Annotated in this window: 20 protein-coding genes; 11 read left to right on the forward strand and 9 right to left on the reverse strand. The window is 66.0% G+C overall.

Annotated elements, in window-relative coordinates; all coding sequences use genetic code 11:
- The first annotated feature begins 48 nt into the window (after positions 1 to 48).
- The gene (locus AB0J29_RS29365; protein ID WP_364793295.1) at positions 49 to 837 is read left to right on the forward strand and encodes an alpha/beta fold hydrolase; all 789 of its coding nucleotides are present in this window, start codon (positions 49 to 51) and stop codon (positions 835 to 837) included.
- Here the strand turns inward: AB0J29_RS29365 and AB0J29_RS29370 are convergent.
- Complete coding sequence (locus AB0J29_RS29370) at positions 821 to 1,330, reverse strand: TetR/AcrR family transcriptional regulator (RefSeq protein WP_364793297.1); 510 nt, start codon at positions 1,328 to 1,330, stop codon at positions 821 to 823. The genes AB0J29_RS29365 and AB0J29_RS29370 overlap by 17 nt on opposite strands.
- Positions 1,331 to 1,471: 141 nt before the next feature.
- A complete protein-coding gene (locus tag AB0J29_RS29375; protein WP_364793299.1) occupies positions 1,472 to 1,609 on the reverse strand; it encodes a hypothetical protein in 138 nt (45 codons plus the stop codon).
- A 15-nt stretch (positions 1,610 to 1,624) separates the two neighbouring features.
- Between AB0J29_RS29375 and AB0J29_RS29380 the strand changes: the two genes are divergently transcribed.
- From AB0J29_RS29380 to AB0J29_RS29395, 4 genes are all read left to right on the forward strand, one after another.
- Positions 1,625 to 2,374 carry a crotonase/enoyl-CoA hydratase family protein gene (locus AB0J29_RS29380; RefSeq protein WP_364793301.1) on the forward strand — a complete coding sequence of 250 codons (750 nt, stop codon included), beginning with the start codon at positions 1,625 to 1,627 and terminating at the stop codon, positions 2,372 to 2,374.
- A 179-nt stretch (positions 2,375 to 2,553) separates the two neighbouring features.
- The gene (locus AB0J29_RS29385; protein ID WP_364793303.1) at positions 2,554 to 3,663 is read left to right on the forward strand and encodes a DUF4185 domain-containing protein; all 1,110 of its coding nucleotides are present in this window, start codon (positions 2,554 to 2,556) and stop codon (positions 3,661 to 3,663) included.
- A gap of 119 nt (positions 3,664 to 3,782) precedes the next feature.
- Positions 3,783 to 5,030, forward strand: coding sequence for an erythromycin esterase family protein (locus tag AB0J29_RS29390; RefSeq protein ID WP_364793305.1), 1,248 nt, complete (start codon positions 3,783 to 3,785; stop codon positions 5,028 to 5,030).
- Between the two features lie 98 nt (positions 5,031 to 5,128).
- On the forward strand, positions 5,129 to 5,830 hold the full coding sequence (locus AB0J29_RS29395; RefSeq protein ID WP_364793307.1) for a class I SAM-dependent methyltransferase: 702 nt from the start codon (positions 5,129 to 5,131) through the stop codon (positions 5,828 to 5,830).
- A gap of 216 nt (positions 5,831 to 6,046) precedes the next feature.
- Here the strand turns inward: AB0J29_RS29395 and AB0J29_RS29400 are convergent, their stop codons facing one another.
- Entirely contained in the window at positions 6,047 to 6,643 is a 597-nt protein-coding gene (locus AB0J29_RS29400) for an alpha/beta family hydrolase (protein WP_364793309.1), read from the reverse strand.
- Positions 6,644 to 7,007: 364 nt separating this feature from the next.
- Between AB0J29_RS29400 and AB0J29_RS29405 the strand changes: the two genes are divergently transcribed.
- The gene (locus AB0J29_RS29405) at positions 7,008 to 8,843 is read left to right on the forward strand and encodes an acyl-CoA dehydrogenase (RefSeq protein WP_364793311.1); all 1,836 of its coding nucleotides are present in this window, start codon (positions 7,008 to 7,010) and stop codon (positions 8,841 to 8,843) included.
- Between the two features lie 49 nt (positions 8,844 to 8,892).
- Here the strand turns inward: AB0J29_RS29405 and AB0J29_RS29410 are convergent, their stop codons facing one another.
- The gene (locus AB0J29_RS29410; protein ID WP_364793313.1) at positions 8,893 to 10,011 is read right to left on the reverse strand and encodes a diguanylate cyclase; all 1,119 of its coding nucleotides are present in this window, start codon (positions 10,009 to 10,011) and stop codon (positions 8,893 to 8,895) included.
- A gap of 276 nt (positions 10,012 to 10,287) precedes the next feature.
- Between AB0J29_RS29410 and AB0J29_RS29415 the strand changes: the two genes are divergently transcribed.
- Positions 10,288 to 11,391, forward strand: coding sequence for a DUF4185 domain-containing protein (locus tag AB0J29_RS29415; RefSeq protein WP_364793315.1), 1,104 nt, complete (start codon positions 10,288 to 10,290; stop codon positions 11,389 to 11,391).
- 7 nt (positions 11,392 to 11,398) lie between these two features.
- Here AB0J29_RS29415 and AB0J29_RS29420 read toward each other — a convergent pair whose 3' ends face one another.
- Entirely contained in the window at positions 11,399 to 13,276 is a 1,878-nt protein-coding gene (locus AB0J29_RS29420; RefSeq protein WP_364793317.1) for a VanW family protein, read from the reverse strand.
- Positions 13,277 to 13,702: 426 nt separating this feature from the next.
- On the opposite strand from AB0J29_RS29420, the gene gnd reads away from it, so the two are divergent.
- Positions 13,703 to 14,734: a phosphogluconate dehydrogenase (NAD(+)-dependent, decarboxylating) gene (gene gnd / locus AB0J29_RS29425; RefSeq protein ID WP_364793319.1), complete on the forward strand. Its 1,032-nt coding sequence runs from the start codon at positions 13,703 to 13,705 to the stop codon at positions 14,732 to 14,734.
- Between the two features lie 113 nt (positions 14,735 to 14,847).
- Positions 14,848 to 15,648: a proteasome subunit beta gene (gene prcB / locus AB0J29_RS29430; protein WP_364793320.1), complete on the forward strand. Its 801-nt coding sequence runs from the start codon at positions 14,848 to 14,850 to the stop codon at positions 15,646 to 15,648.
- A 212-nt stretch (positions 15,649 to 15,860) separates the two neighbouring features.
- Here the strand turns inward: prcB and AB0J29_RS29435 are convergent, their stop codons facing one another.
- Positions 15,861 to 17,177: an acetyl-CoA C-acetyltransferase gene (locus AB0J29_RS29435; protein ID WP_364793322.1), complete on the reverse strand. Its 1,317-nt coding sequence runs from the start codon at positions 17,175 to 17,177 to the stop codon at positions 15,861 to 15,863.
- Between the two features lie 314 nt (positions 17,178 to 17,491).
- On the opposite strand from AB0J29_RS29435, the gene AB0J29_RS29440 reads away from it, so the two are divergent.
- Both AB0J29_RS29440 and AB0J29_RS29445 read left to right on the forward strand, forming a co-directional pair.
- Positions 17,492 to 18,850: a 3-oxoacyl-ACP reductase gene (locus AB0J29_RS29440; protein WP_364793324.1), complete on the forward strand. Its 1,359-nt coding sequence runs from the start codon at positions 17,492 to 17,494 to the stop codon at positions 18,848 to 18,850.
- On the forward strand, positions 18,847 to 19,716 hold the full coding sequence (locus AB0J29_RS29445; RefSeq protein WP_364793326.1) for a MaoC/PaaZ C-terminal domain-containing protein: 870 nt from the start codon (positions 18,847 to 18,849) through the stop codon (positions 19,714 to 19,716). Before AB0J29_RS29440 ends, AB0J29_RS29445 begins: the two co-directional genes overlap by 4 nt.
- A gap of 257 nt (positions 19,717 to 19,973) precedes the next feature.
- On the opposite strand, the gene AB0J29_RS29450 is transcribed toward AB0J29_RS29445, so the two are convergent.
- The 3 genes from AB0J29_RS29450 to AB0J29_RS29460 all read right to left on the reverse strand — a co-directional run bounded on the left by AB0J29_RS29450 (position 19,974) and on the right by AB0J29_RS29460 (position 23,422).
- Positions 19,974 to 21,248: a DUF5685 family protein gene (locus tag AB0J29_RS29450; protein WP_364793328.1), complete on the reverse strand. Its 1,275-nt coding sequence runs from the start codon at positions 21,246 to 21,248 to the stop codon at positions 19,974 to 19,976.
- A 141-nt stretch (positions 21,249 to 21,389) separates the two neighbouring features.
- Complete coding sequence (locus AB0J29_RS29455; RefSeq protein ID WP_364793330.1) at positions 21,390 to 21,989, reverse strand: TetR/AcrR family transcriptional regulator; 600 nt, start codon at positions 21,987 to 21,989, stop codon at positions 21,390 to 21,392.
- Between the two features lie 251 nt (positions 21,990 to 22,240).
- The gene (locus AB0J29_RS29460; protein WP_364793332.1) at positions 22,241 to 23,422 is read right to left on the reverse strand and encodes a glycoside hydrolase family 3 N-terminal domain-containing protein; all 1,182 of its coding nucleotides are present in this window, start codon (positions 23,420 to 23,422) and stop codon (positions 22,241 to 22,243) included.
- Positions 23,423 to 23,460 lie beyond the last annotated feature (38 nt).

A 23,460-nucleotide genomic window follows, 5' to 3' on the forward strand; every position in this document is an offset into this window, starting at 1 on the left:
ACCGGAAATCTCGGTCTGACGGCTGCGAATCGCTGTTACCGTCACAGCATGACGACGTTGAACCACCACCGAGTCGGCATGGGGGAACCACTGGTCCTGGTGCACGGCATCGGCAGCCGCTGGCAGGTGTGGGAACCGATCATCGACACCCTCGCCGAATCCTTCGAGGTCATCGCCGTCGATCTGCCCGGTTTCGGGAAGTCCGCGCCACTCGCGCACACCACCGTCGACACCCTCACCGACGCGCTCGGCGACTTTCTTGCCGAACAGGGCATCGAGCGGCCACATCTGGCAGGTAATTCGATGGGCGGACTCATCAGCCTGAACCTCGGCGCGCGCGGCTCGGCCCGCTCGGTCACGGCCTATTCCCCGATCGGATTCTGGGACACCCCAGGCCGGGTGTGGTGCCAACAGTCGCTCGGCAAATCCCGCCAGCTCGCGCGGGCGCTGCGGCGGCGGCTGCCCGTCATTCTCGGCAGCGCCGCGGGCCGCACCGCATTCCTGACCCTGGTGTTCGGCAAGCCGTGGGCGATCGATCCACAGGTGGCCGTGGATACCGCCAACGGCGCGGCCGACGCCCTCGCTTTCGAGCCCGCGCTCGCCTCCTTCACCGATGCGAAACTGCACGAAATCGGTGCGCTGGCAGACATTCCGGTCACCATCGCCTGGGGCAGCCGGGACATCCTGCTGACCTACGCCACCCAGAGCACACATGCGCGCACCGCGCTGCCGAATGCCCGCCACATCACGCTGCACGGCAGCGGCCACACCCCGTTCTACGACGATCCGGCCGGCTGCGCGCGGGTCCTGCTCGACGCCATCAGCCCACGTCCCTGACCGGTCGCGTCAGCGTTGCCGGATCCGCCTCGCCGAGCAGGGTCCGGATGGCATTTCCCCAGCGGTGCCGCAGGATTCGGTGACGGTCGAGATCGCCGGTGAGCAGTATGCGCATGGCAAGACAGGTCATCATCTCGATGGTGAATTCGGTAATGGTCCGCAGGCGTGGGTCGTCCGGGAATTCGCGCCGGAAGATGTCGCGAATGCTGTTGTGCATCAGGTCGAATAGTTGGTGCTCCAGTGGCAGGGAGGCCGCGAGCAATTCGGGATCGGTGCGCGCGGCGACCCACATTTCCAGCGCCGCCCAGAAGGTCGGCCCGGTGAACATACTCATGGTCAGCTCGACCGCCGTTTCGAGGCGGTCGGCATCGGCAGGTGTCGCCTCGAATTCCCTGGTCAGCTGCGAGAATCGGCGTTCGGCCAGATGTTCGACGGCACCGGCGAGCAGGTCGGCCTCGGTCGGGAAGTGGTGTTGCAGTGTGCCGCGCGGCACCGCGGCCCGCTCTGCACCTCGAGCGTGGTGGTACCCGCGTAGCCGACCTCGACCAGACTTTCCACCGCGGCGTCCAGGAGTCGCGTGCACATACGCGCACGCCGCTGCCCCTGCGTCTCCCGGGCGCGTTCGGACGCCGGATCAGCGTCCCTGCCACTGGGGTTCGCGCTCCTGCGCGAAGGCGACCGCACCCTCGGCGGCATCCTTGGAGAACAGCGCGATTTCACCCTGTTGGAACAAAGCGCATACGCCCAGGCAATAGCCCACTAACTGACTCACGGGTAAGATTTAAATATGGCCTCGAAAATCGCGCTGCGGTTTGTCGACGACCGCGCCTACGTCACGCTGGACCGGCCGGATAAGCACAACGGTCTGACCATCGAGATGCTACGTGATCTCGTCACGACGGCGCATACCGTCGCGGGCAACCAGGCGGTCCGGGCGGTCATCCTGTCCGGCAACGGTCCGAGCTTCAGCAGCGGCCTCGATATCTCGGGGGCGAGCCGCGATCCGCTCGCCGTCATCCGCGGCTTCATCCCGCTGCCCTGGCGCGGCACCAATGCCTTTCAGGAGGCCTGCTGGGCCTGGCGTCGACTCTCGGTGCCGGTGATCGCGGCGGTCCACGGCCACTGCTACGGCGGCGGACTACAGATCGCGCTGGCCGCCGACGTCCGCTTCGCCAGCCCCGACGCCGAATTCTCGATCATGGAGGCCAGACACGGTCTGGTGCCGGACATGACCGGCGCCGCGACGCTGTCCAGGCTGATCGGCATCGACAAGGCGCTGCTGCTGACCATGACCGCCGATATCGTGGACGCCGCCTACGCCGAGCGGATCGGCCTGATCACCGAGGTGGCCGCGGACCCGGTCGCGGCGGCGGAAAGGCTCGCCGATCGCATCGCGCTACGCTCCCCGCGCGCGGTCGCGGGCGCGAAACAACTCTTCGATCGTTCCTGGCATGCCTCGGCTCGCCGCAGTTTCGCCATCGAGCGAGCCACCCAGCTGCCATTGATCCTGCGACAGGCCATATCTCGACGGCACTGATCACAATTGAGGTAGCGCGGCGCTTACGATTTTCCAGACGAATCACGCATGCCACCAATTTCCCCGGTTTCGCTGTTAGCATCTTGAACGATTTGCCAGCCAGCCGAAATGTGACACGACACACGGGTGGGGGCCTGCGTTTCGTGGCGCTTCGGCCAGAACCGGAGGGCTTAGAGACTTTGCACAAGACTGCGTCCACCTTGCTCTCGGCACTGGCAGGAGCATCGGCCTTGCTCCTCGTAGCGACTACGCCAGCCACGGCAAACCCGAATGTGATCAACCCGATCCCGGTGTTGAACGGCTCCAATGGATTGCCCAATCTGGTCGGCCGGACCAAGGCGATATTCCAGGTGACCGGCATGGCCAGCCCCAACAACACGCAGACCTATAACGTGCTCGGCACCGATCTGGGCATCATGTGGGATAACGGGGACGGCGAGATGCTGACCGCATTCGGCGATACCGCCGGATTCGGCCTGCCCAACCTGCTCGCGGGCAGCACCTGGGCGTGGCGCAGCAATATTCTCATGCGCAGCAACACCCACGATCCGTCCAAAGGCATCTACTTCGACAGCGTCGTGCGGGATATCTTCGGTCAGGCACGCGATCTGATTCCGAGCCCGAAGATTCCATTCGTGGAGATCAGCCGTATCCCCACCGCGGGCATTTCGGCCGGCGGCGTTCAGTACATGAGCCTGATGTCGGTGCAGAGCTGGGACGATGTCGGCCAGTGGACCACGAATTTCTCCGGACTCGCCGCCTCCGGGGATAACGGTGAGACCTGGGGCGAGCTACCCGGGACCAGACGTCCGAATGAGGGCGGTAACGCCAACTTCCAGATGAACGCGTTCGTCAAGAACGGCGGTTACGTCTACGAATACGGCACCAAGTCCGGGCGCAATCAGGCGGCGTATGTCGCGCGGGTCCGGGAAGGGGATATCGCGAATCTGGGCGAGTACGAATACTGGGAGGGCGAGCGTTGGAGCAAGAAGGGCGATGTCGACGCCGCAGCGCCGGTCATGTGGGGCGTCGGCGAGTTGTCGGTGATGTACAACGAATATCTCGGCCAGTTCATCTCGCTCACCACCGATCCGTTCAACTCGGTGGTCCTGCGACGGGCCGGCTCGCCAACGGGTCCGTGGAGCGATCCCGAGGTGCTGATCGACAGCCGTGAACTGCCGGCCGCGTACGCACCGTCGATCTTCCCCTACCAAACCGGACCTGACCTGTACTTTCTCACCACGGTCCACACCCAGTACAACGTCATTCTGATGCATACCACCCTCTAGCCGCGCCACCGGCGCATGGCCGCGGCATTGCGCGGGCATGTGCTCATGTTCCACCAACTTGACCTCAACGACACTTCAGGTATAAAGCTGTGTCGCGTCGTCGAGCTTCAGGAGAGACCATGGGCATCACCTTCGCACCTAGCGAATCAGATTCCGGCACTTCGGATTTGCGCGAGTGGTTGCGCGCGCAGGCGCGGCCGATTTTCGATACGCATTCGAAGAGCACCGGATCGGATATCGCGGCATTGACCAAGCAGCTCGGGTCGGCGACCGTGGTCGGCTTGGGGGAATCGACCCGGTTCTCCCGGCAGACCTTCGGACTGCGGGAGCGGATATTCCGATCGCTTGTCGTGGAATACGGCTTCCGCGCGCTCGCGGTACAGGACAGCGCCCGTTCCGGTGAGCGGCTCGATGACTATGTGCGCACCGGCGCGGGTGATCCCGAGTCGGTGCTCGCGGGTGCGTGGCGGCCGACCCGAACCGCCGAAATGGCGGCGGCACTGCGGTGGATTCGCGAATTCAACACCGAGCACCCCAGCGATCCTGTGCGGATTTTCGGCGTCGAGCCGCCGCGCGCGGAATCATCGGATTACGAAGTGGTGCTGGATTATGTCCGGCGGCAGGCACCGGATCGGTTGGCCGCCTTGGAATCCCACCTCACCCCGATCCGCACCGCGCATCAAGTGGATGAACATGTCCAGCGCCATCAGGGAATTCACCCCGGCCGCCCGTTCATCGACGACGCACGCGCCGCCCTGGCACTATTCGAAAAGCTCCCGATGACAACTGAATTCGACAATGCGCTGACGCATCTGCGGTTCATCGTCGAATTCCACGAGAATAGCGTCGCCGGGCAGGGTGGTTTCGCGCGCGACGAGCAACCCGCCGCGGACCGGGTCATCGAATGGCAGCGTGATACCGGCGCGAAGATCGCGTATTGGGACGGCATCGCCCACACCGCGGCACTCCCCCTCGGTGTCGGTCCAGCGGAAACCTCCGAATTCCGCGGTACCGGTAGCTATTTGCGCGAACATTTCGGTGCGCAGTACATCTCGGTGGCCATCGGCTTCCATCACGGAAATCTTGGTATGGCCGTGGCGCCGGAGCCACTGTCGGACTTGGTCGACGCGGCACTCGGCGAGGTGGAACGGTCCGCCTTTTATGTCGACCTACACAGCGACGCATCGGAATCGATACGGCAGTGGCTGCACGGTCCGGCGAAGCTGCGCACGATCAGCGGCGTCTACGATCCGGCCGAGGACGCCACCGCGCACACCACCGTGCGCTCCCTCGTGGACGCCTTCGACGTACTCGTCCATATCCGCGAGACCACGCCGGTGCACTGGTTGCCGCAATCGAGCGCATAGGCCCCGCGCCGTGTCGATCCCGGCGCAAGCGGTAGCGGCGACGAGGATCGACGGGTGCACGACGGGTGCACGGCACATGGTGCAAATAGACTCGCGGTATGGACGCGACCGATTGGGACACGCGGTATGCGCAGAGTGAACTGATCTGGGGTGCACCGCCGAACAGCACCGTGGTGGAACACGTCTACGGACTGGAGCGGATCGCCCCGCTGCTGCCGGACACTCCCGACGGCGATCCGCCCGCCCTGCCGCGCGCCCTCGATCTCGCCTGCGGCGAAGGACGCAATGCATTGTGGTTGGCCACGCACGGCTGGCAGGTGCGCGCCGTCGACTATTCACAGGTCGGCATCGATAAGGGCCGCACCGTAGCGACCCGGCTGTCCCGTTCGGTCCGCGGCCGGATCAGCTGGCAGTGTGCCGATGTCACCGATCTGGACGCCGCGGGCATCACCGGCCCGTACGAACTCGTGCTGATGGTCTTCCTGCACCTGCCCGCCGAACAACGCCGGCGGCTGGTCCGCCGCCTCGCCGATCTCCTCGCCCCCGGCGGCACCCTACTGGTCCTCGGCCACGACACCACCAACCTCACCGAAGGCTCCGGCGGCCCACAGGACCCCTCGGTCCTGTTCACCCCCGACGATATCGTCGCCGACCTAGGCCCGGACACCGACCGCATCCGAGTCCGCATCGCCGACCGCGTCTACCGCCCCACCGAGGCACGCGACGCCATCGATGCCCTGGTCATCGCCACCAAACCCGCGGCCGCCCCGCCTGCCATCGAACCCTCCCCACCGGCCTGACGGTCATCGCCACACCGACCCGGTGCGCGCGCCGGACGTGGGCCAACCGCCATCGGATCTACGAAATGTTCCCGCCCACACACGTGCGCGGGCGTTTCGACCGAAACCTCATGCGTGGCGCGCAAATGCAGCCGCGCAATATCAAGGGGCCCGCCGCAGGCCCTCCGCATGCACGCGGACCAGAACTGTCACCGCTTGTGCGGGCACGCTCCCGCGCTACTCGGACCAGCGCTGCAACCAGGGGGTGACCGTGTCGGTGATGATGTCGAATCCTGATCGGAAGGAGTGGGGCTGACCAGGGATTACGCGCACCTCGGCGGCGTCGGCGGGGTCCGGGATGCCGAACGGGTCGTTCGCGCCGTTGATCACGACGACTTCGATATCGCCGGGGGCGAGCAGTTCCTCGCGACGCGTTTTCTCCGGCTTACCAGGCGGATGCAGCGGGAAGGACAGCGCGAGTACGCCGCGCGCTTCGGCGGCGATAGCGGTGCGGCAGGCGACCCGGGCGCCATTGCTGCGCCCACCTTGGATCAGCGGGACCTTGCGCACCCGCTTACGCAGAGCTGTGACAATCTCCAGCCACGCCTCGTCCTGTTTGACCGCCGATCCGGGCGCGCGCCGTCCGGCGACCCGGTACGGCTGCAGCACCCGCGCCACCGCGCCGCCCAGTTCGTAGGCGCAGTCGCGCACGGTGAGCAGGTCTTTCGCGTCCACACCGCCACCGGATCCGTGCGTGAGCAGCAACAGGAACGTCGCCTTGCGCGGCTTGTCGAGCTCGATCTCCGCGGGCCCGGCGCTCGTCTCGATTCGCACATTTCCACGGTAGCCCCCCGCTATCCGAAGACGCCCAGCTATCCGAAGATGCCAAGCCACCTGCGACGCGTCGGTCGCCAGATATGCGTCGGCTAACCCGGCCACTTCGGCTATTACGCGAGGCGTAGACAAACAGCAACGCCTTCGAGTGTTTTTCGCGTCACATTGCAGGCCGGGGCCTTTGCGACCTCATTACCTGCCGGTAATATGATTGATAAGTTACCCGCGAGTAGCATGTGTCGGATTCTTTCGAGCGACCCGCAAGCAGTCGCTACGGACGCCGGCACGGCTACCCGATGGACGGACACGGGCGGGAACGGCAACCAACCGACCGCACCAACTCAACGGAGAGTGAGTAACAGACATGGGCCACTACAAGAGCAACGTCCGCGACCTGGAGTTCAACCTCTTCGAGGTACTCGGCCTCGGCGCCATCCTCGACAGCGACGCCTACGGCGATCTCGACACCGAGACCGTCAAGGAGATGCTCAACGAGGTGCGTCGCCTTGCCGAGGGTCCGCTCGCCGATTCGTTCGTCGACGGCGACCGCAACCCGCCGACCTTCGATCCCGAGACCCACACGGTCACTCTCCCCGAATCGTTCAAGAAGTCCTACCGCGCACTCGAGGACGCGGGCTGGGCCAAGGTCGCCGTCCGCGAGGAACTGGGTGGCCTCGGTGCCCCGAGCGCGGTCGCCTGGGCGCTGGGCGAGATGATCCTCGGCGCCAACCCCGCAGCTCAGATGTACGCCGCCGGTGCAGGTTTCACGCAGGTGTTCTACAACAACGGCACCGATGAGCAGAAGAAGTGGGCGCAGATCATCGCCGACCGCAACTGGGGCGCCACCATGGTGCTGACCGAGCCGGATGCCGGTTCCGACGTCGGCGCGGGCCGCACCAAGGCGATCGAGCAGGAAGACGGCTCCTGGCACATCGAGGGCGTCAAGCGCTTCATCACCTCGGGTGACTCCGACGACCTGTTCGAGAACATCATGCACCTGGTGCTGGCCCGCCCCGAGGGCGCCGGTCCGGGCACCAAGGGCCTGTCGCTGTTCTACGTGCCGAAGTGGCACTTCGACTTCGAGACCCAGACCCTGGGCGACCGCAACGGTGTCTTCGTCACCAATGTCGAGCACAAGATGGGCATCAAGGTCTCGGCCACCTGTGAGGTCACCTTCGGCGGCCACGGTGTGCCCGCCAAGGGCTGGCTGGTCGGCGAGGTGCACAACGGCATCGCGCAGATGTTCGACGTCATCGAGAACGCGCGCATGATGGTCGGCACCAAGGCCATCGCGACCCTGTCGACCGGTTACCTGAACGCACTGGACTACGCCAAGCAGCGTGTCCAGGGTGCGGACCTGACCCAGATGACCGACAAGTCCGCCCCGCGCGTCACCATCACCCACCACCCGGATGTGCGCCGCAGCCTGGCCATGCAGAAGGCGTACGCCGAGGGTCTGCGCGCCATCTACCTGTACACCGCCGCACACCAGAACGCGGATATCGCCGAACTGGTCTCCGGCGCCGATGCGGATGTGGCCTTCCGGGTCAACGATCTGCTGCTGCCGATCGTCAAGGGCGTCGGCTCCGAGCGGGCCTACCAGTACCTGACCGAATCGCTGCAGACCTTCGGTGGCTCCGGCTTCCTGCAGGACTACCCGATCGAGCAGTACATCCGCGACGCGAAGATCGACTCGCTCTACGAGGGCACCACCGCGATCCAGGCGCAGGACTTCTTCTTCCGCAAGATCGCTCGTGACCGTGGCGTCGCGCTGGCCCATGTGGCCGGCCAGGTGCGGAAGTTCATCGAGTCCGAGGCCGGCAACGGTCGCCTCAAGGCTGAGCGCAAGCTGTTGGCCACCGCGCTCGAGGATGTGCAGGCCATGGCCGCCACCCTGACCGGGCACCTGATGGGCGCCCAGGAGCAGCCGGCCGAGCTATACAAGGTCGGTCTGGGTTCGGTGCGCTTCCTGCTCGCCGTCGGTGACCTGTTCATCGGCTGGCAACTGCTGCGGCAGGCCGAGGTCGCCATCAAGGCCCTCGACAATGGCGCGGTCGGTGCCGACGAGGCCTTCTACCAGGGCAAGGTCGGCGTCGCACAGTTCTTCGCACGCAATGTGCTGCCGGAGCTGACCGCGACCCGCACCATCCTGTCCAACCTGGACAACGACATCATGGAACTGGACGAAGCGGCGTTCTGATCCAATAGATTTCGCACACAGCGGCCCCGGACTTCCGGGGCCGCTGTTCTTATTTGGTGCGCCGCACCATCTCTCGGGTGGGCTCGGCCAGCTGGATCACCGGTTGTTCCGGATCTTCGGCCAGCACAACGGTATTGCCGCCCAGCCGTTTCGCCTGATACATCGCGGCATCGGCACACCGCAGCAGCAGCTGCGGGCGTCCGGGGTCCGCGCCGCCGTCACACACCGCGACACCCACACTGGCCGTAACGGGTACGCCGGGTGTCTCGGCAACGGCACGACGCAATCGCTCGCCCAGGCGCAGCGCGGCGGCGCGATCCAATTGGTCCACCACCGCAAATTCCTCGCCACCCGTGCGGGCGACCACGGCATCGGGATCGACCGCGGCGCGCAACCCCTCGGCCGTCGAGACCAGCACCTCGTCACCGATGATATGGCCGAAGCTGTCGTTGACCGCCTTGAAACGGTCGAGGTCGAGGGTTATGACGCACAGTTGGCGCTGGTATCGGGAACGGTGCAGGTAGTAGTCGAGTCCGCGGCGATTCAGCAGCATGGTCAAGGGGTCGGAGAGCACATCGATGCGCAATACCCAATAGCAGAATTGCAGCGCGGGCAGCACTACGACAATGGCCGCGACCATGATCAACACGATCGCACCCGCCAGGGCGAGATCGTTGCTCTCCGCATCAACCACCAGCAATTCCGCCAGCACACTCACCGTGAGCAGCGACCATCCGGCGTGCGCGGCGAGCGCCTTCGGGCTGTGGAAGAACGTGATGTAGGCGCCGGTGACCACGAGCAGCATCGCGCTCAGTGCGCCGTACACCCGATCGCTGTCCACCAGGCACGATGCCGTGATCGCAAGATCCGCAGAGGTCAACATGGCCAGCGAGGTGCTGGCGCTGGGCCATGGGAACAGCCACCAGCGGATCGTCCATACCGCGGCCGTCGCACCGGCCGCCATGAAGACGGTGCGCCCCACCGTGCCGCTCGGACCGGCCGGCGACATCCAGATCAGGATAGTGATCACGAGCATCAACGCACTGCCCGCACCGATGATCGCCTTGATCAGGCGCAGCCCGGAATGGGATTCGAGAGTACGCACGAACCAGCGATAGTGCGCCGGATCGCGCCACCAACTACGAAGTATCGCGCGACAGTCACCCATGGAGCCACCCCCTAGCGTTGACGAAATCCTGCTCGATGTACCGAACAGCTTTGCCATTTCGAGCGACCATTAACCATCGCCAACGGTGTCGCATCGAACGACCGGTATGCGCCTCGCCTGCGGGGACAGGCCAGCCCCTGCCGAAGTCCCCGTTCTCCTGGTTTCCCTCAGTGTAGCGATGATCACACGTCACCCTCTACCGCGCAGGAGCCGGACAGAGATCACGAAAACGGGCACAATGACCGGGCAGATCGCGCGCAAGAAGGGATCGTCCGGATGAATCGATCGCTGTCCGCACTCACCAGAGCCGGTGTACTCGGCGCCGCACTCGCGGTCGCGCTGGCCGGCCCGGCCGCCGCCGATCCGAATCTCCTGATTCCCATTCCCGGCATCAACCCCATCCCCGGCATCAACGGACAGCCACGCGGCCTGCCGCACTTACCCGGACGGACCCAGGCGGTCTTCCAGATGACCGGTATGGACAGCCCCAATCGCACCCAGACGGTCAATGTGCTCGGCACCGACCTCGGCGTCATGTGGGACGACGGCAACGGCCGGATGATCACCGCCTTCGGTGACAGCGCGGGCCTCGGCTTCCCCAACCTGCTCGTCGGCAGCGCCTTCGCCTGGAGCAGCCAGGTACTTTTCCACAGCTCGACCAAGGATCCGGCGCAGGGGATCGCCTTCGAGGGCGCCGTGACCAATCCGCTGCCCAGCCCGAAGATTCCGGGTATCGAGATCAGTCTCATTCCGACAGCGGGCATTTCGGTCGGCGGGGTGCAGTACATGAGCCTGATGTCGGTGCGCGAATGGGGTGAGCACGGCAAGTGGTCGACCAACTTCTCCACCCTCGCCGCCTCCGGTGACGGCGGGCAGACCTGGGCCCCGCTGACCACGACCCGGCGCGCGAATGTGGATGGACATCAGAACTTTCAGCAGAACGCCTTCCTGAAGGATGCCGGTTACGTCTACCGCTACGGCACCCCGGCCGGTCGGCTGAATCCCGGATTCGTCTCGCGGGCAGTGGAATCCGATATCGCCGATCTCGATCGCTACGAGTACTGGGATGGCAAGGAGTGGAAGCCCGAGGCCAAGGACGCCACACCGATCGTCGGGGATGTCAGCGAGCTGTCGGTCATGTGGAACGAGCATCTCGGCAAATTCATCATGCTCACCACGGATTCCCGGAATGCGGTGGTGCTGCGCACCGCGGCGGCGCCGGAGGGACCGTGGAGCGAGCCGGAGGTGCTCGTCGACGGCCCCGCGCTGCCGAGCGCCTACGCGCCGATGATCTTCCCCTATCAGACCGGTGGTGACCTGTACTTCTTGCTGTCGGTATGGAATCAGTACAACGTGCTGCTGATGCGAACCCCGTTGTAGGAGTTGTCTACTCGCACTTCACGACGGGTACCGCGTCGTACTTCACCGTCCGCGTGCTGCGCGAGATTTCCCGACTGGTCTTGCGATCGGTGATGACTCGCGTATCGGAGATGGTGAAGCCCGGTGCACCTTCGGTGGCGATGCACTCCTTGCCCTTGGGGAGTTTGATCTCGGTGGGCTCGGTGGGCTTGGTCTTCTCGCCGGTGATGGATTCGACGTTGACGATCTTGGTGCCCCAGAGGCGGACCGTGACCTCCGAGTCGGTGGTCGATGTTTCGATGTAGACACCGGACTGGCTGTTATTGCGGAATTTGAGGTCGATGGCGCCGTCGAAGACGGTGGCCTCGCGTGCCGCCGGATAGCGGGAAATGTAATAGCTGTGCTCGGTGTGCCCGGCATCCTCCATACCCGCGAAATAGGCGGCGTTGTAGAGGGTGGTGGCGAACTGGCTGATGCCACCGCCGACCGCGGTGCTCGGGCGGCCGTGGTCGATGATGCCGGATTCGACGTACCCCTCGGCGGTGCCGCGGGGCCCGGTGAAGTCGTTGAGCGAGAAGGTTTCTCCCGGCTTGACGATGGCGCCGTTCACCTTCCTGGCGACCACCCGGATATTCACACCGGACGGCCCGCTGAAGCCGCTGGTGGTGAATTGGCCCATCACCTCGGTGACACCGAGTGCATTGGCGGCCTCGGTGGTGAGCTTGGGATCGACCTTCTCGTAGATGGCCTGCGCGGTGCGCTCCTGCGCGGCGACAATGAGATTCGGCAACTGCTCCAATGTCTTCGCCCAATTGATCTTGTCGCCGACCACGGCCGGAACCACCGTCGGGGTCGATCCGGTCACGGCGAAGGTCGCATCCTTGGCCTCGACCTCGGACGGCGCGAGTTGCGGACCGAGCACCCCGAGTGCGGCTTCATGTTTGAAGGCCGCGGCGAGACCGCCCTGGCCATCGGGTGCGAAGAATATGATGGACGCGATCTGCTCCGGCTCCAGCCGGCCCGTGGCATTGTTCTTGCCCGCGAAAACAATCGGCGCACTCACCGCTGGTTCGGCGATGGTGTGCAGGGCATGCTCGACCGCCTCGGCGCGCACGGCAATGGGTGCGGCGGTCTCCGGAAGATCGAGCAGCGCACCGAGATACCAGTTTTCGATGAGCACGGTGCGCGCGGCCGGCCCATCGAGGATGCGCCCGGGTACCGGCGGCACCGCGACCGGGCGGGCGCCGTCGAAGGCAATGGTGCCCTCGACCGTCGCGCGGTCGTGCACCCGCAAGGCGGTGAGCTGGGCATCCAGTGCGCGCTCATCGATGGTGCTGACGACCGGCACCGTATGCGTGATGAACAGCGAAGTCAGTCGGGTTATCGGATTGAGCGGTTGACCGCCGACGCGGGCAAAGGTGGCATCCCAATCCGCCGACAGGCCAGCGGTTTTGGGGGTGAGCCTGGTCTGTACGTCGCCGATCTGCAGTGGCAGTTCCTGGTCGACGCGCGGATCCACCGCGGCGCGCAGTTCGGCAGTCGCGGCCGCTGTGTCCTTGCCGCCGATATCGATACCGGCCACGACGACGCCGCGCGGCACCTGACCCGACGAAAGGATCAGGTCCGCAACGTAAGCCAGGCCGCATGCCACGATCAGTGCGCCGACGCCGACGCCGATGCGTTGGGCGATAGGTGATCTGAGCCCGCTCGGTCCGGACGGCTGCTCGGGTGCACTGCGCCCCTGCCGACGCTTGTCGGTGGGGTCGGGCACTGTGGGCCGCGGCGATGTTCGCAGCGGCTGGGTCGGCGCAGAATCCCCGGCCCACGCCGCTGACTGCGGTCCGGACTGATGTTGCGCGGCCGCCTGGTGCGCCCCTGGCTGCTGCGCCGACCGCGGCTGCTCCATGCCCGAAGCCTGCTGCGCGACCGTGCGCGGCGGCGGTGGCTGTTGCGATGTGGCGGAGCGAGCCGAATCGAGGAACTGTCGTAGCCCGACCTCACCACTTTCGTGTCGGCCATGCCGCCCGGTACTCGATTCGCTCGTCACGAACCGTCCTCCCCGTCGATTCTAAGGAGCCCACACGGTGCGAGCTACCGCCAACGATATCGGTCGGTACCGACAACGCCAGCACAGTACGGTCCAGCAGCAAATCCCACACACGGACCGCGTCACATATGGAAAGGCCCCGCGTAGTTGCCGGGTCGGGGGTCTGGTAACTACGCGGAGCCACCCCGTTTATCGCTGCGGCGCACCGCGCGTTACAGATGCGCGGGACAATCGAGCTGAACCCTTCCTACCAGGGCTCCATACGCGACGAGGGAGATGGATGGAATGCAGCTGGGCATGATCGGCCTAGGTCGGATGGGCGCCAATATCGTGCGCCGGATTGTCAAGGACGGCCATACCGCCGTCGGCTACGAACGCAGACCCAACATGACCATTACCCTCGCCGAGGAATTGGGCAGCGATGGTTTTCAGGGCTCCACCGATTTGCGGGACTTCGTGTCCCGGCTGGAGACCCCGCGCGTGGTCTGGGTGATGATCCCGGCCGCGGTGACCGGTCAGGTGATCGGCCAGGTGGCCGAGCTGCTCGAGCCCGGCGACATCATTATCGACGGCGGCAACAGCCGCTACCACGACGACATCGCGCGGGCGGCTGCGCTGCAGCCCAAAGGCATCCACTATGTGGACATCGGTACCTCGGGCGGTGTGTTCGGACTGGACCGCGGCTTCTGTCTGATGATCGGCGGCGAGGCCGAGCCGGTGGCACATCTGGATCCGCTGTTGCGGTCCATCGCACCCGGGGTCGAGGCGGCCGCGCGGACGCCGGGCCGCACCGGCGAGCCGTCACCCGCCGAACAGGGCTATCTGCACTGCGGACCGGCCGGTGCGGGCCATTTCGTGAAGATGGTGCACAACGGCATCGAATACGGCGCGATGGCCGCCTACGCCGAGGGGCTGAACATACTGCACAAGGCCGATATCGGCGCGACGCACGATGCCGTTGCCTCGGCCGAGGAAACCCCGCTCGAACACCCGGAGTGGTACCGATACGACATCGACGTGCCCGAGGTGACCGAGGTGTGGCGACGCGGTTCGGTGGTTGCCTCATGGTTGCTGGATCTCACCGCGAGCGAGCTCTACGCCGATCCGACCCTGGAATCCTTCGACGGCCGGGTATCGGACTCCGGTGAAGGCCGCTGGACCCTGGACGCCGCGATCGATACCGGCGTCCCCGCGCCGGTGCTCGCGGCGGCACTGTTCGGGCGGTTCTCCTCCCGCGGCGAGGCGCTCTACGCGGACAAAATGCTCTCGGCCATGCGCAAGGCGTTCGGCGGTCACAACGAACTGCCCACGAAGTAGGACTATCCGCGATCCGGTCGGGCCGAAGCTCTTGCTGCCCGGCCGGATTCGCCACCGCCCGTGCACGTTTGATGCGCTGACGCCCGGGGTGGGAAGTCGTTACGGTGAGAGGTATGGAGTTCGCGTCGTCTTCCTTCTCCGAGACCCTGCGCCGATACGCCCCGGAACTTCTGCCCGGCAACAATTTCGGCAATGTCACGGTGCGCGGGCAGGACATCGCGCCGCACGGCACCACGATCGTGGCCGTCGCCTACCGGGGCGGCGTGCTGCTCGCCGGTGACCGGCGCGGCACCATGGGAAACCTGTTGGCCAGCCGGGATATGGAGAAGGTGTTCATCACCGATACCTACTCGGCGGCGGGTTTCGCGGGCACGGTGGGCATGGCCATCGAGATGATCCGATTGTTCGCGGTCGAGCTGGAGTACTACGAGAAGATCGAGGGCGTCGGACTGACCTTCGAGGGTAAGGCGAACAAACTGTCGAAGATGGTGCGCGACAATCTGCCTGCCGCGCTACAGGATATGGCGGTGCTCCCGCTGCTGGTCGGCTACGACCTGAGCGCCACCGATCCGGAAAAGGCCGGGCGGATCTTCTCCTTCGATGTCGTCGGCGGTCGCAGCGAGGAGCGCTTCGGCTATGCCGCGGTCGGTTCCGGTTCGCTGTTCGCGAAGTCGTCGCTGAAGAAGACCTACAGCCGCGGCATCGACGAGGAGCAGGCACTTCGGATCACCGTCGAATCGCTCTTCGACGCAGCCGAGGACGACACCGCCACCGGCGGACCGGACCTCACCCGCGGCATCTATCCAACCGTAGTCGTCATCAATTCCGAAGGCGCCGTGGAGGTTCCAGCGGATCGGCTCGCCGAGATCACTCGCGGACTCGTCGCGGACCGAGCCGCGGCAGCACGCGATTAACGCCACGGGTGGTATTCGGTCGAGGAAACGACCGAATACCACCCATGTCCTGTGCTCACATCGGCCTTCGCGAAGGCGACAGCTGATCTCGCCAGCACATGGGTAACTCATCGGGTACGGGCTAACCCAGCCACCGCCTGCCCGCCAGACGCCGACGCCACAGTCGTGGCACTCGAGTCTGGCGCCGGAATATCCGGGGAGGCGGGGGAGCCTCAGCGCTCCAGGATCGCGACGACGCCCTGACCGCCCGCGGCACAGATGGAGATCAGCGCACGGCCGGATCCCTTCTCCGCCAACATCTTCGCGGTGGAGGCGACGATGCGCCCGCCGGTCGCGGCGAACGGGTGGCCCGCGGCGAGCGAGGAACCGTTGACATTGAGCTTGCTGCGATCGATCGAACCGAGCGCGCCGTCCAGGCCCAGCCGCTCCTTGCAGTACTGATCCGACTCCCACGCCTGCAGGGTGGCCAGCACCACCGAGGCGAAGGCCTCGTGGATCTCGTAGTAGTCGAAGTCCTGCAGGGTCAGGCCGTTTCGGGCCAGCAGGCGCGGCACCGCGTAGGTGGGCGCCATCAGCAGACCGTCGGGGCCGTGGATGTAGTCGACGGCCGCGACCTCGGAATCGATCAGATTCGCGAGCACCGGCAGCTTGCGCTCGGCGGCCCATTCCTCGCTGGACAGCAGCACCGCGGAGGCGCCGTCGGTGAGCGGGGTGGAGTTACCGGCGGTCATGGTGGCATCGCCCAATGTGGTGCCGAAGACCGGCTTCAGGGTGGCCAGCTTCTCGATGGTCGAACCGGGACGCAGATTGTCGTCGCGGGTCAGGCCGAGGAACGGGGTGATCAGATCGTCGAAGAAACCGCGGTCGTAGGCGGCGGCCATATTCTTGTGCGACAGATAGGCCAGTTCGTCCTGAGCCGCGCGCGCGATGCCGAATTCCTTGGCGGTGATGGCGGCATGCTCACCCATGGACAGACCGGTGCGCGGTTCGGCATTGCGCGGGATTTCGATGCCGAGCATGGCAGGGCGCAGCTGACCGACCAGCTTGAGACGGTCCTTATTGCTCTTGGCGCGGTTGGCGTCGAGCATCCACTCGCGCATGGACTCGCTGACCCCGATCGGCGCATCGCTGGTGGTGTCGGTGCCGCCGCCGATACCGGCATCGATGCGACCGGCGGCGATCGCGTCACCGACGGTGACGATCGCCTGCAGGCCGGTGCCGCAGGCCAATTGCAGGTCGTGGGCCGGGGTGTAGGGGCTGAGCTTGCTGCCGAGCACGCTCTCGCGGATCAATCCGTGCTCGCCGACGCGCTTGAGCACCGCGCCGCCGACCACCATGCCGAGGCGCTCGCCCTGCAGACCGAACCGGCTGACCAGACCGTCCAGCGCGGCGGTGAACATGTCCTGGTTGGAGGCGTGGGCATAGGCCTTATCGGAGCGGGCGAACGGAATCCGGTTGCCGCCAACGATGGCGACCGGGCGTGGGGCCTGCTTTGCCGTGCTCTTCGCTGAACGGGCTTTGGTTGTCACTCGAGTCTCCAAGGTCTCGTCGGGTGCCCGGTGGGCCGTTCGGCGTGGACGTGTCCGCGCAGATCGACACCCCGTCGCGATTGGTTTACTTTAAACTTACTCTGGAGTAAGTTTGTTGTCGACACCGTACCCCGCGAGTCTGCGTAAATTCGCGCCAGGGCAGGTAAGCGAGTGAACAGCTGGACAGAGCCGAGCATTGCTCGGTCATGACGGAGCCGAGCGCCAGCGAGGTGCGGTCATGATGAGCACACAGACCATTCGGCAACGCAGCCGCCGGCGGGTGCGAACCACGACACACAGAAAAGGGAGAAACAGTGGCAGCCAGCAAGAGCAAGAGTGCACCCAACCTCTACGGATCGTTCGTACACTCCGCTCCCGGCCAGTTCCTGGCGAGCAAGTTGGGCCTGCCGCAGCCGGAGCACCTGCGCCGCTACCAGGCCGGTGAGCCGCCGCTGCCCGGTCCGGTGCTGGTCGGCGGCAAGGGCCGGGTCGCCGAACCGGTGCGCACCCTGCTTTCGGACTACACCTTCGCCGACGCGCCCGCCTCCGGCCAGAAGTACGGCGCGCTGGTCTTCGACGCGACCGGTATCGGCACGGTCGAGGATCTGTCGCAGCTGTTCGAGTTCTTCCAGCCGGCCATGCGCAGCATCGCGGCGTCCGGTCGCATCGTCGTCATCGGCACCACCCCCGAGCTGACCGCGGGCGTGGACGAGCAGATCGCCCAGCGCGCGATCGAGGGTTTCACTCGCAGCGTCGCCAAGGAGCTGCGGCGCGGAGCCACCGCCCAGCTGGTCTACCTGCACCCGGAGGCCGCCGCCACCGCGTCCGGTCTGGAATCCACACTGCGCTTCCTGCTTTCGGCCAAGTCGGCATTCGTCGACGGTCAGGTCATCCGGGTCGGCAAGGCCGACGCGGTGGCCCCGGCCGCGTGGGATAAGCCGCTCGACGGCAAGGTCGCCGTGGTCACCGGCGCCGCGCGCGGTATCGGCGCGACGATCGCCGAAGTGTTCGCCCGCGATGGCGCGACCGTGATCGTCGCCGATATCCCCGCCGCCGGCGAGGCCCTTTCGGCCACCGCGAACAAGGTCGGCGGAACCGCGCTCGCACTGGACGTGACCGCACCGGACGCCGCCGAGAAGCTGGCCGAATTCGCCACCGAACGCTTCGGCGGCATCGATATCATCGTGCACAACGCCGGTATCACCCGCGACAAGCTGCTCGCCAACATGGACAAGGGCCGCTGGAATTCGGTCATCAACGTCAATCTCGCCGCGCCGCACCGCATTACCGAGGGTCTGGTGGCGCGTGGCGCGCTGAAGGATGGCGGCCGCGTTATCGACGTGTCCTCCATCGCGGGTATCGCCGGCAACCGCGGCCAGACCAACTACGGCGCGTCCAAGGCCGGTGTCATCGGCATGGTCAATGCCGAGGCACCGAAGCTGGCCGAGAAGGGCATCACCATCAACGCCGTCGCGCCCGGTTTCATCGAAACCGCCATGACCGCGGCCATTCCGCTGGCCACCCGCGAGGCGGGTCGGCTGATGAGCTCGCTGCTGCAGGGCGGACAGACCATCGACGTCGCCGAGACCATCGCCTACTTCGCCAGCCCGGCGTCGAATGCGGTGAGCGGCAATGTGGTTCGGGTCTGCGGTCAGAGCCTGATCGGAGCATGATGACCGAGACGATCACGCTCACCGAACCTCCCAAGAACAGCAGTCTGTTCGTCAAGGCCGCGCTCGGTGCGGTGCCGGTGCCGCTGGTCTCGGCGCGCAAACCGACGCTGCCCGACCGCGTCGTCCGGTTGTCGGGCCTGCGCGTCGATCCGGATCACCTGGCCGCGTACTGCCGGGCGACCGGGCTGCGGTTCGGCGATTCGCTGCCGCTGACCTATCCGTTCATCCTCAGCTTCCCACTGGCGATGCAACTCGTTGTGGCACGGGACTTTCCGTTCGTCGCGGTGGGTGCGGTGCACGCGCAGAATCTGATCGAGCGCAGTCGCGAGATCTCGGTGAGCGAGCCGCTGGACTTCACCACGCATATCGAGAATCTGCGCGAGCACCCGAAGGGGCTGCTGGTGGATGCGATCACCGAGGTGAATGTCGGCCGGGAGCTGGTGTGGCGTCAGGTCACCACCTTCCTGCACCAGCAGCGCACCTCACTCTCGGGTGAACCGAAGGCCGAGCCGAAGCCGGAGGAGGTTCCGCCGCCGCCGATGCGGACCGTTCGGGTGGATCAGAAAACGATCACCCGGTACGCGGCCGCCTCCGGTGACCACAACCCGATCCACACTTCGGCATTGGGCGCCAAGGCGTTCGGCTTCCCGAAGGCAATCGCGCACGGTATGTGGTCGGCCGCGAATATCCTCTCGAATGTCGAGGGCCGGATCCCCGAAAACGCGACCTACGCGATCAAATTCGGCAAGCCGATCCTGCTTCCGTCCACCGTGAACGTGTACGCCGACCAGGTCGGCGGCGGCTGGGACCTAGCACTGCTGCATCCGAAGAAGGGCTACCCACACCTGACGGCCACTCTGCGCTGATCCAGCCCGAAGCCGCACCTCGAGCAGCGGGGTGCGGCTTCGTCGTTTCCGCCCCATTTGCGCAGGCCGATTCCGCTGCGGCGCACGAATCCGCTCGCCGCGCAGCGAATAGCCGGGCAAACCAGTGCGCGGCGCGACAAAACCTGCGCGGGCAGAACCAACACAGCGCACCAGGCCGATCCATCTGCGGCGCACGAATCCTTCTCCCCGCACAGCGAATGGGGGGACAAATCAGTGCGCGGCGTGGCAGAGCGGGGTCAGCAGTCGCAGCCGCAACCGTCGCAGCAGCAGCCGTCGCAGTCGCAGCAGTTGCAGTCGCAGCAGTTGCAGCAATCTCTGCAGTCGCAGTTTTTGATCCAGGCGTCCTTGCGTTCGCCGCTGCATGGGTTGGTGTGGTCGGCGCAGCAGGCGTAGCCGGTGCAGTAGACGCCGAGGACCAGTGCCAGCGCCTGGCCGATCCCTGGTCGGCGCGGCGGCTTCTCGAATCCGGTTCCCGGTGGCATCGGATACTGCATTGCCGGGGTGTGCCGGGATGTGCTGCAGGCGTGGGCGGTTACGCCTAGGCCGCGGCCGACTCCGCGCACCAAGGAGTGCAGTGGGTCGAGCAGCATCCAGCGGACGGTGGGGACCTGGTCCAGCTCGGCTTCCGCAACCGCCCGGCGCAGCTGCGAATCCGATTGCCGCAGTAGTTCGTAGGCCTCGGGCATAGTGGTTCCGGTGGCGGCGAGCGGATTGAAGCGGCCGCGGGTCCGGTCGTCGTCGAAGTCCTCGACGGCATCGGTGAGATGCGCGATCCGTCCGAAATGCCTGCCCGCGTCGCGTAGAGCGGCGATGTTGTCCGGCCGGTCGGCCAGAACCGCAGTGTGCCCGAAGAATTCCGCCGCACAGAGCTGGGTCGGTGCGGTCAGCTCGTCGAGAGAGATTGTGCGAGAGGCATTTTCCGAGGTTTCGGGCTTGCTGCTGAGCCATGCGCGCACATTCGGTTCGACCGGGCCCGAGCGATCCGCACCGGCAAGAGCTTCCAGGCGCGACTGCGAATTGATCGCGGCGACAAGCGGCTCCACATCGAGGCCGATCAGGGCTGCCTGCGATCGCGCGCGGTCGGCCCAGCGAGTCGACACCTTCGTCATCGGGCGCCGGGTGAGTACCGAGCCGTCACCATCGTCGACGTGATCACGAATCTTGGCCGCTCCCAACAAGAGTGATGCGGTGGCCGCCAGCACTACGCCCGGCGAATCCGCACTCGCCACCTCGGCGCGACGCATCCCCCGCAGTGCGCACGGCCCCGCTGTGGTCCGCCCCGCCGCCCCGGGCAGCTGCGCCTCGGTCAGCACGCTCAGGACGATCGCATCGGTATTGGTCGCCGCCCGCGCCAACTGCCCATGCCCATCCCGCAACCCCAAACACAGCCCACACATATGCGTACGCCACTGCCCGGCATCGATCCCGTATTTCGCGGCCCCATGCGAACACGGCCGCAACATCCCGAACAACTCCACCCCGTTCCCCGACCACTCCGCCGGTCCACTCAATTGATCTCCCGCACTCTCGCAGCCCGCCACCACGGCCGCAAGCCAGGCCGCCCGGCGCACGAATTAGCGCGCCACGCGCGAATTAGCGTGCGAGCACGTGCGCGGGAGAACAGTTGATGCGCGACACCGAGCTCGCGGGGGTTACTCCGCCTTTTTGCGGCCCGCGAGACCGCGCCAGGCGAGGTCGTCGAGGAGGTCGACGGCCTCGGCGACTTCGATGCGGCCGCTGGCTACGCTGTCGGCAATGGCCTCGCCCGCGCCGATGACAGCCACGGCGACAATAGCGAAGTTGGTACCCGGTTCGGCGTGTTTGGCGCTGGATTCGAGGAGTTTGGCGGTCAGTTCGATCACGCGTTCGCGGGCGTTCTCGATTTCCGAGGCGAAGGCTTGCTGGCCGATCGCCTGGCGGTAGAGCACCTGCCAGGAGGTACGGTTGCGGTCGACGAATCCGAGGAAACCCTCGAGGGCCGTGCGGACCTGTTCATGCGGGGAAAGTTGCGGGTTGCCGGCGGGCGCTACCGATTCGATGAAGCGCAGTCCCTCACGCTGGATGCAGGCACGGAAAAGTTCATCCTTGGAACCGTAGTAGAGGTACAACATCGGCTTGGAGATCTTCGCCTCGGCGGCGATCGCGTCCATCGAGGTCTCGTGGAACCCCTTACGCGAGAACACCTCGACCGCGGCATCGAGCATCTGCTGCTCACGAACCGCCCGAGGAAGTCGCTTCGTTCCGCCCGCCATCACTCTCCTACCGCATGGTGAAGCTTTTATATTACTCCAAGGTAAGTTCGGCGGGTCGGATTGCGCATTCGTAAGCTCGGCGAACTATCGGCACTCGGCTCGCATCCTTCGGCCCGCGATGTCCTCGGATTCGCGGACACAGCTGTTCAGCTGTCCAGCGCAGCGATATTACGCGGGCCCGGCGATTACGCGGCTGCACACCATACGACCGCCGTAGCTACTGCTGGCAGGTCGCTCGACCAGGCCGGCATTCAGCAGGGCGCCAGCGCGCCCTTGTATCGAGCCATCCGCAGCACCGATGTGTCGACCCGGTCGGCGGGCAGCCGGCCACTCGATACCGCCTGCTCGAGGCGATCCAGCACCTGCGGCACGGCATCGGTGGTGATCCACAGCGCATTGTCGGCACCGGCGACCAGCGCGGCCTCGACCGCGTCCTCGATGTTCATCCGGCTGGTGATGGCGGCCATACCACCGAGGTCGTCGGTGAAGATCGGACCCTGGAACGGGGCCGCGCCGTAGCCGGTCCCATCACGCAGCAGCGACATGGCCTGCGGGCTGATGCTGGCGGGCACATTGGGGGTGGTCAGGTCGGGTACGTCGAGGTGGCCGACCATGACCGCGGCACCGGAGTTGATCAGATTGCGGAACGGCACCAGGTCCACCGTCTGCAACTGCGACAGCGGCGGGGTGCGGACGGCACCGGTGTGCGAATCGCCCGTTCCGGAGCCGTGGCCCGGGAAGTGCTTCATCACCGTGCCGACACCGACCTCGTTCATCGCGCGGATGTAGGCGTCGGCGTACTCGGTGACCACCGCGGGATCGTCGGAGAAGGAACGGTCGCCGATGACGGAATCGTCGGGCTGACTGCTCACATCGACGTCCGGGGCGAAGTCCACCGTGACGCCCAGATCCTTCAGCGCGCGGCCACGGGTCACGGTGGCGTCGTGGAACTGCTGCGACGTCATGGTCTGGGCGGTCACCCGGGCCGACGGGGCCGCGCCGATCAGATCCTTGGCCCGGGAGACCCGGCCGCCCTCCTCATCGATGGTCACCATCAGCGGTACCTTGGCCGCGGCCTTGACCTGCGTGATCAGGCCATCGGCCAGCAGCGACCGATCGGTCCAGCCGCCGACGAAGATGCCGCCGACCTGCGAATTGCGCACCACATTCGTGGCGTCGTCGGCACCGGTGACACCGACGGTCAGCAGCTGGGCCAGTTTCTCGCGGGTGGTGAGCTTCGCGAGAAAATCGGCACCGCAGTCGCCCTTGGCCGTGGTGGCGGGAGCCTTGGCGGGGGTGGTGGCGGGGGCCGAGGAACCGGTCGTCGGGTCGTGCGTCACGGAGCGCGCCGGCGCGGAGCCGGAGTCACCGTTCGAGCACGCCGTCGCGACGGCGGCCAGGATTGCGAGCAGGACGATAGGCGTCTTCCGCATAACACTTCAGGGTAATCGGCACGCTCCGGCCGGTTCGA

Origin of the sequence: Nocardia sp. NPDC049707 (genome assembly GCF_040674855.1) — a bacterium.
In the GTDB taxonomy this organism is placed as follows: Bacteria; Actinomycetota; Actinomycetes; order Mycobacteriales; family Mycobacteriaceae; genus Nocardia.

What these genes read in the sequence shown, in the direction of transcription:
- AB0J29_RS29380 (WP_364793301.1), top strand. Translation starts at nt 1,625, where the DNA reads ATGGCCTCGAAAATCGCGCTGCGGTTTGTCGACGACCGCGCCTACGTC.
- AB0J29_RS29365 (WP_364793295.1), top strand. Translation starts at nt 49, where the DNA reads ATGACGACGTTGAACCACCACCGAGTCGGCATGGGGGAACCACTGGTC.
- prcB (WP_364793320.1), top strand. Translation starts at nt 14,848, where the DNA reads ATGGAGTTCGCGTCGTCTTCCTTCTCCGAGACCCTGCGCCGATACGCC.
- AB0J29_RS29410 (WP_364793313.1), bottom strand. Translation starts at nt 10,011, where the DNA reads ATGGGTGACTGTCGCGCGATACTTCGTAGTTGGTGGCGCGATCCGGCG.
- AB0J29_RS29395 (WP_364793307.1), top strand. Translation starts at nt 5,129, where the DNA reads ATGGACGCGACCGATTGGGACACGCGGTATGCGCAGAGTGAACTGATC.
- AB0J29_RS29415 (WP_364793315.1), top strand. Translation starts at nt 10,288, where the DNA reads ATGAATCGATCGCTGTCCGCACTCACCAGAGCCGGTGTACTCGGCGCC.
- gnd (WP_364793319.1), top strand. Translation starts at nt 13,703, where the DNA reads ATGCAGCTGGGCATGATCGGCCTAGGTCGGATGGGCGCCAATATCGTG.
- AB0J29_RS29420 (WP_364793317.1), bottom strand. Translation starts at nt 13,276, where the DNA reads ATGGAGCAGCCGCGGTCGGCGCAGCAGCCAGGGGCGCACCAGGCGGCC.
- AB0J29_RS29460 (WP_364793332.1), bottom strand. Translation starts at nt 23,422, where the DNA reads ATGCGGAAGACGCCTATCGTCCTGCTCGCAATCCTGGCCGCCGTCGCG.
- AB0J29_RS29390 (WP_364793305.1), top strand. Translation starts at nt 3,783, where the DNA reads ATGGGCATCACCTTCGCACCTAGCGAATCAGATTCCGGCACTTCGGAT.
- AB0J29_RS29405 (WP_364793311.1), top strand. Translation starts at nt 7,008, where the DNA reads ATGGGCCACTACAAGAGCAACGTCCGCGACCTGGAGTTCAACCTCTTC.
- AB0J29_RS29445 (WP_364793326.1), top strand. Translation starts at nt 18,847, where the DNA reads ATGATGACCGAGACGATCACGCTCACCGAACCTCCCAAGAACAGCAGT.
- AB0J29_RS29455 (WP_364793330.1), bottom strand. Translation starts at nt 21,989, where the DNA reads ATGGCGGGCGGAACGAAGCGACTTCCTCGGGCGGTTCGTGAGCAGCAG.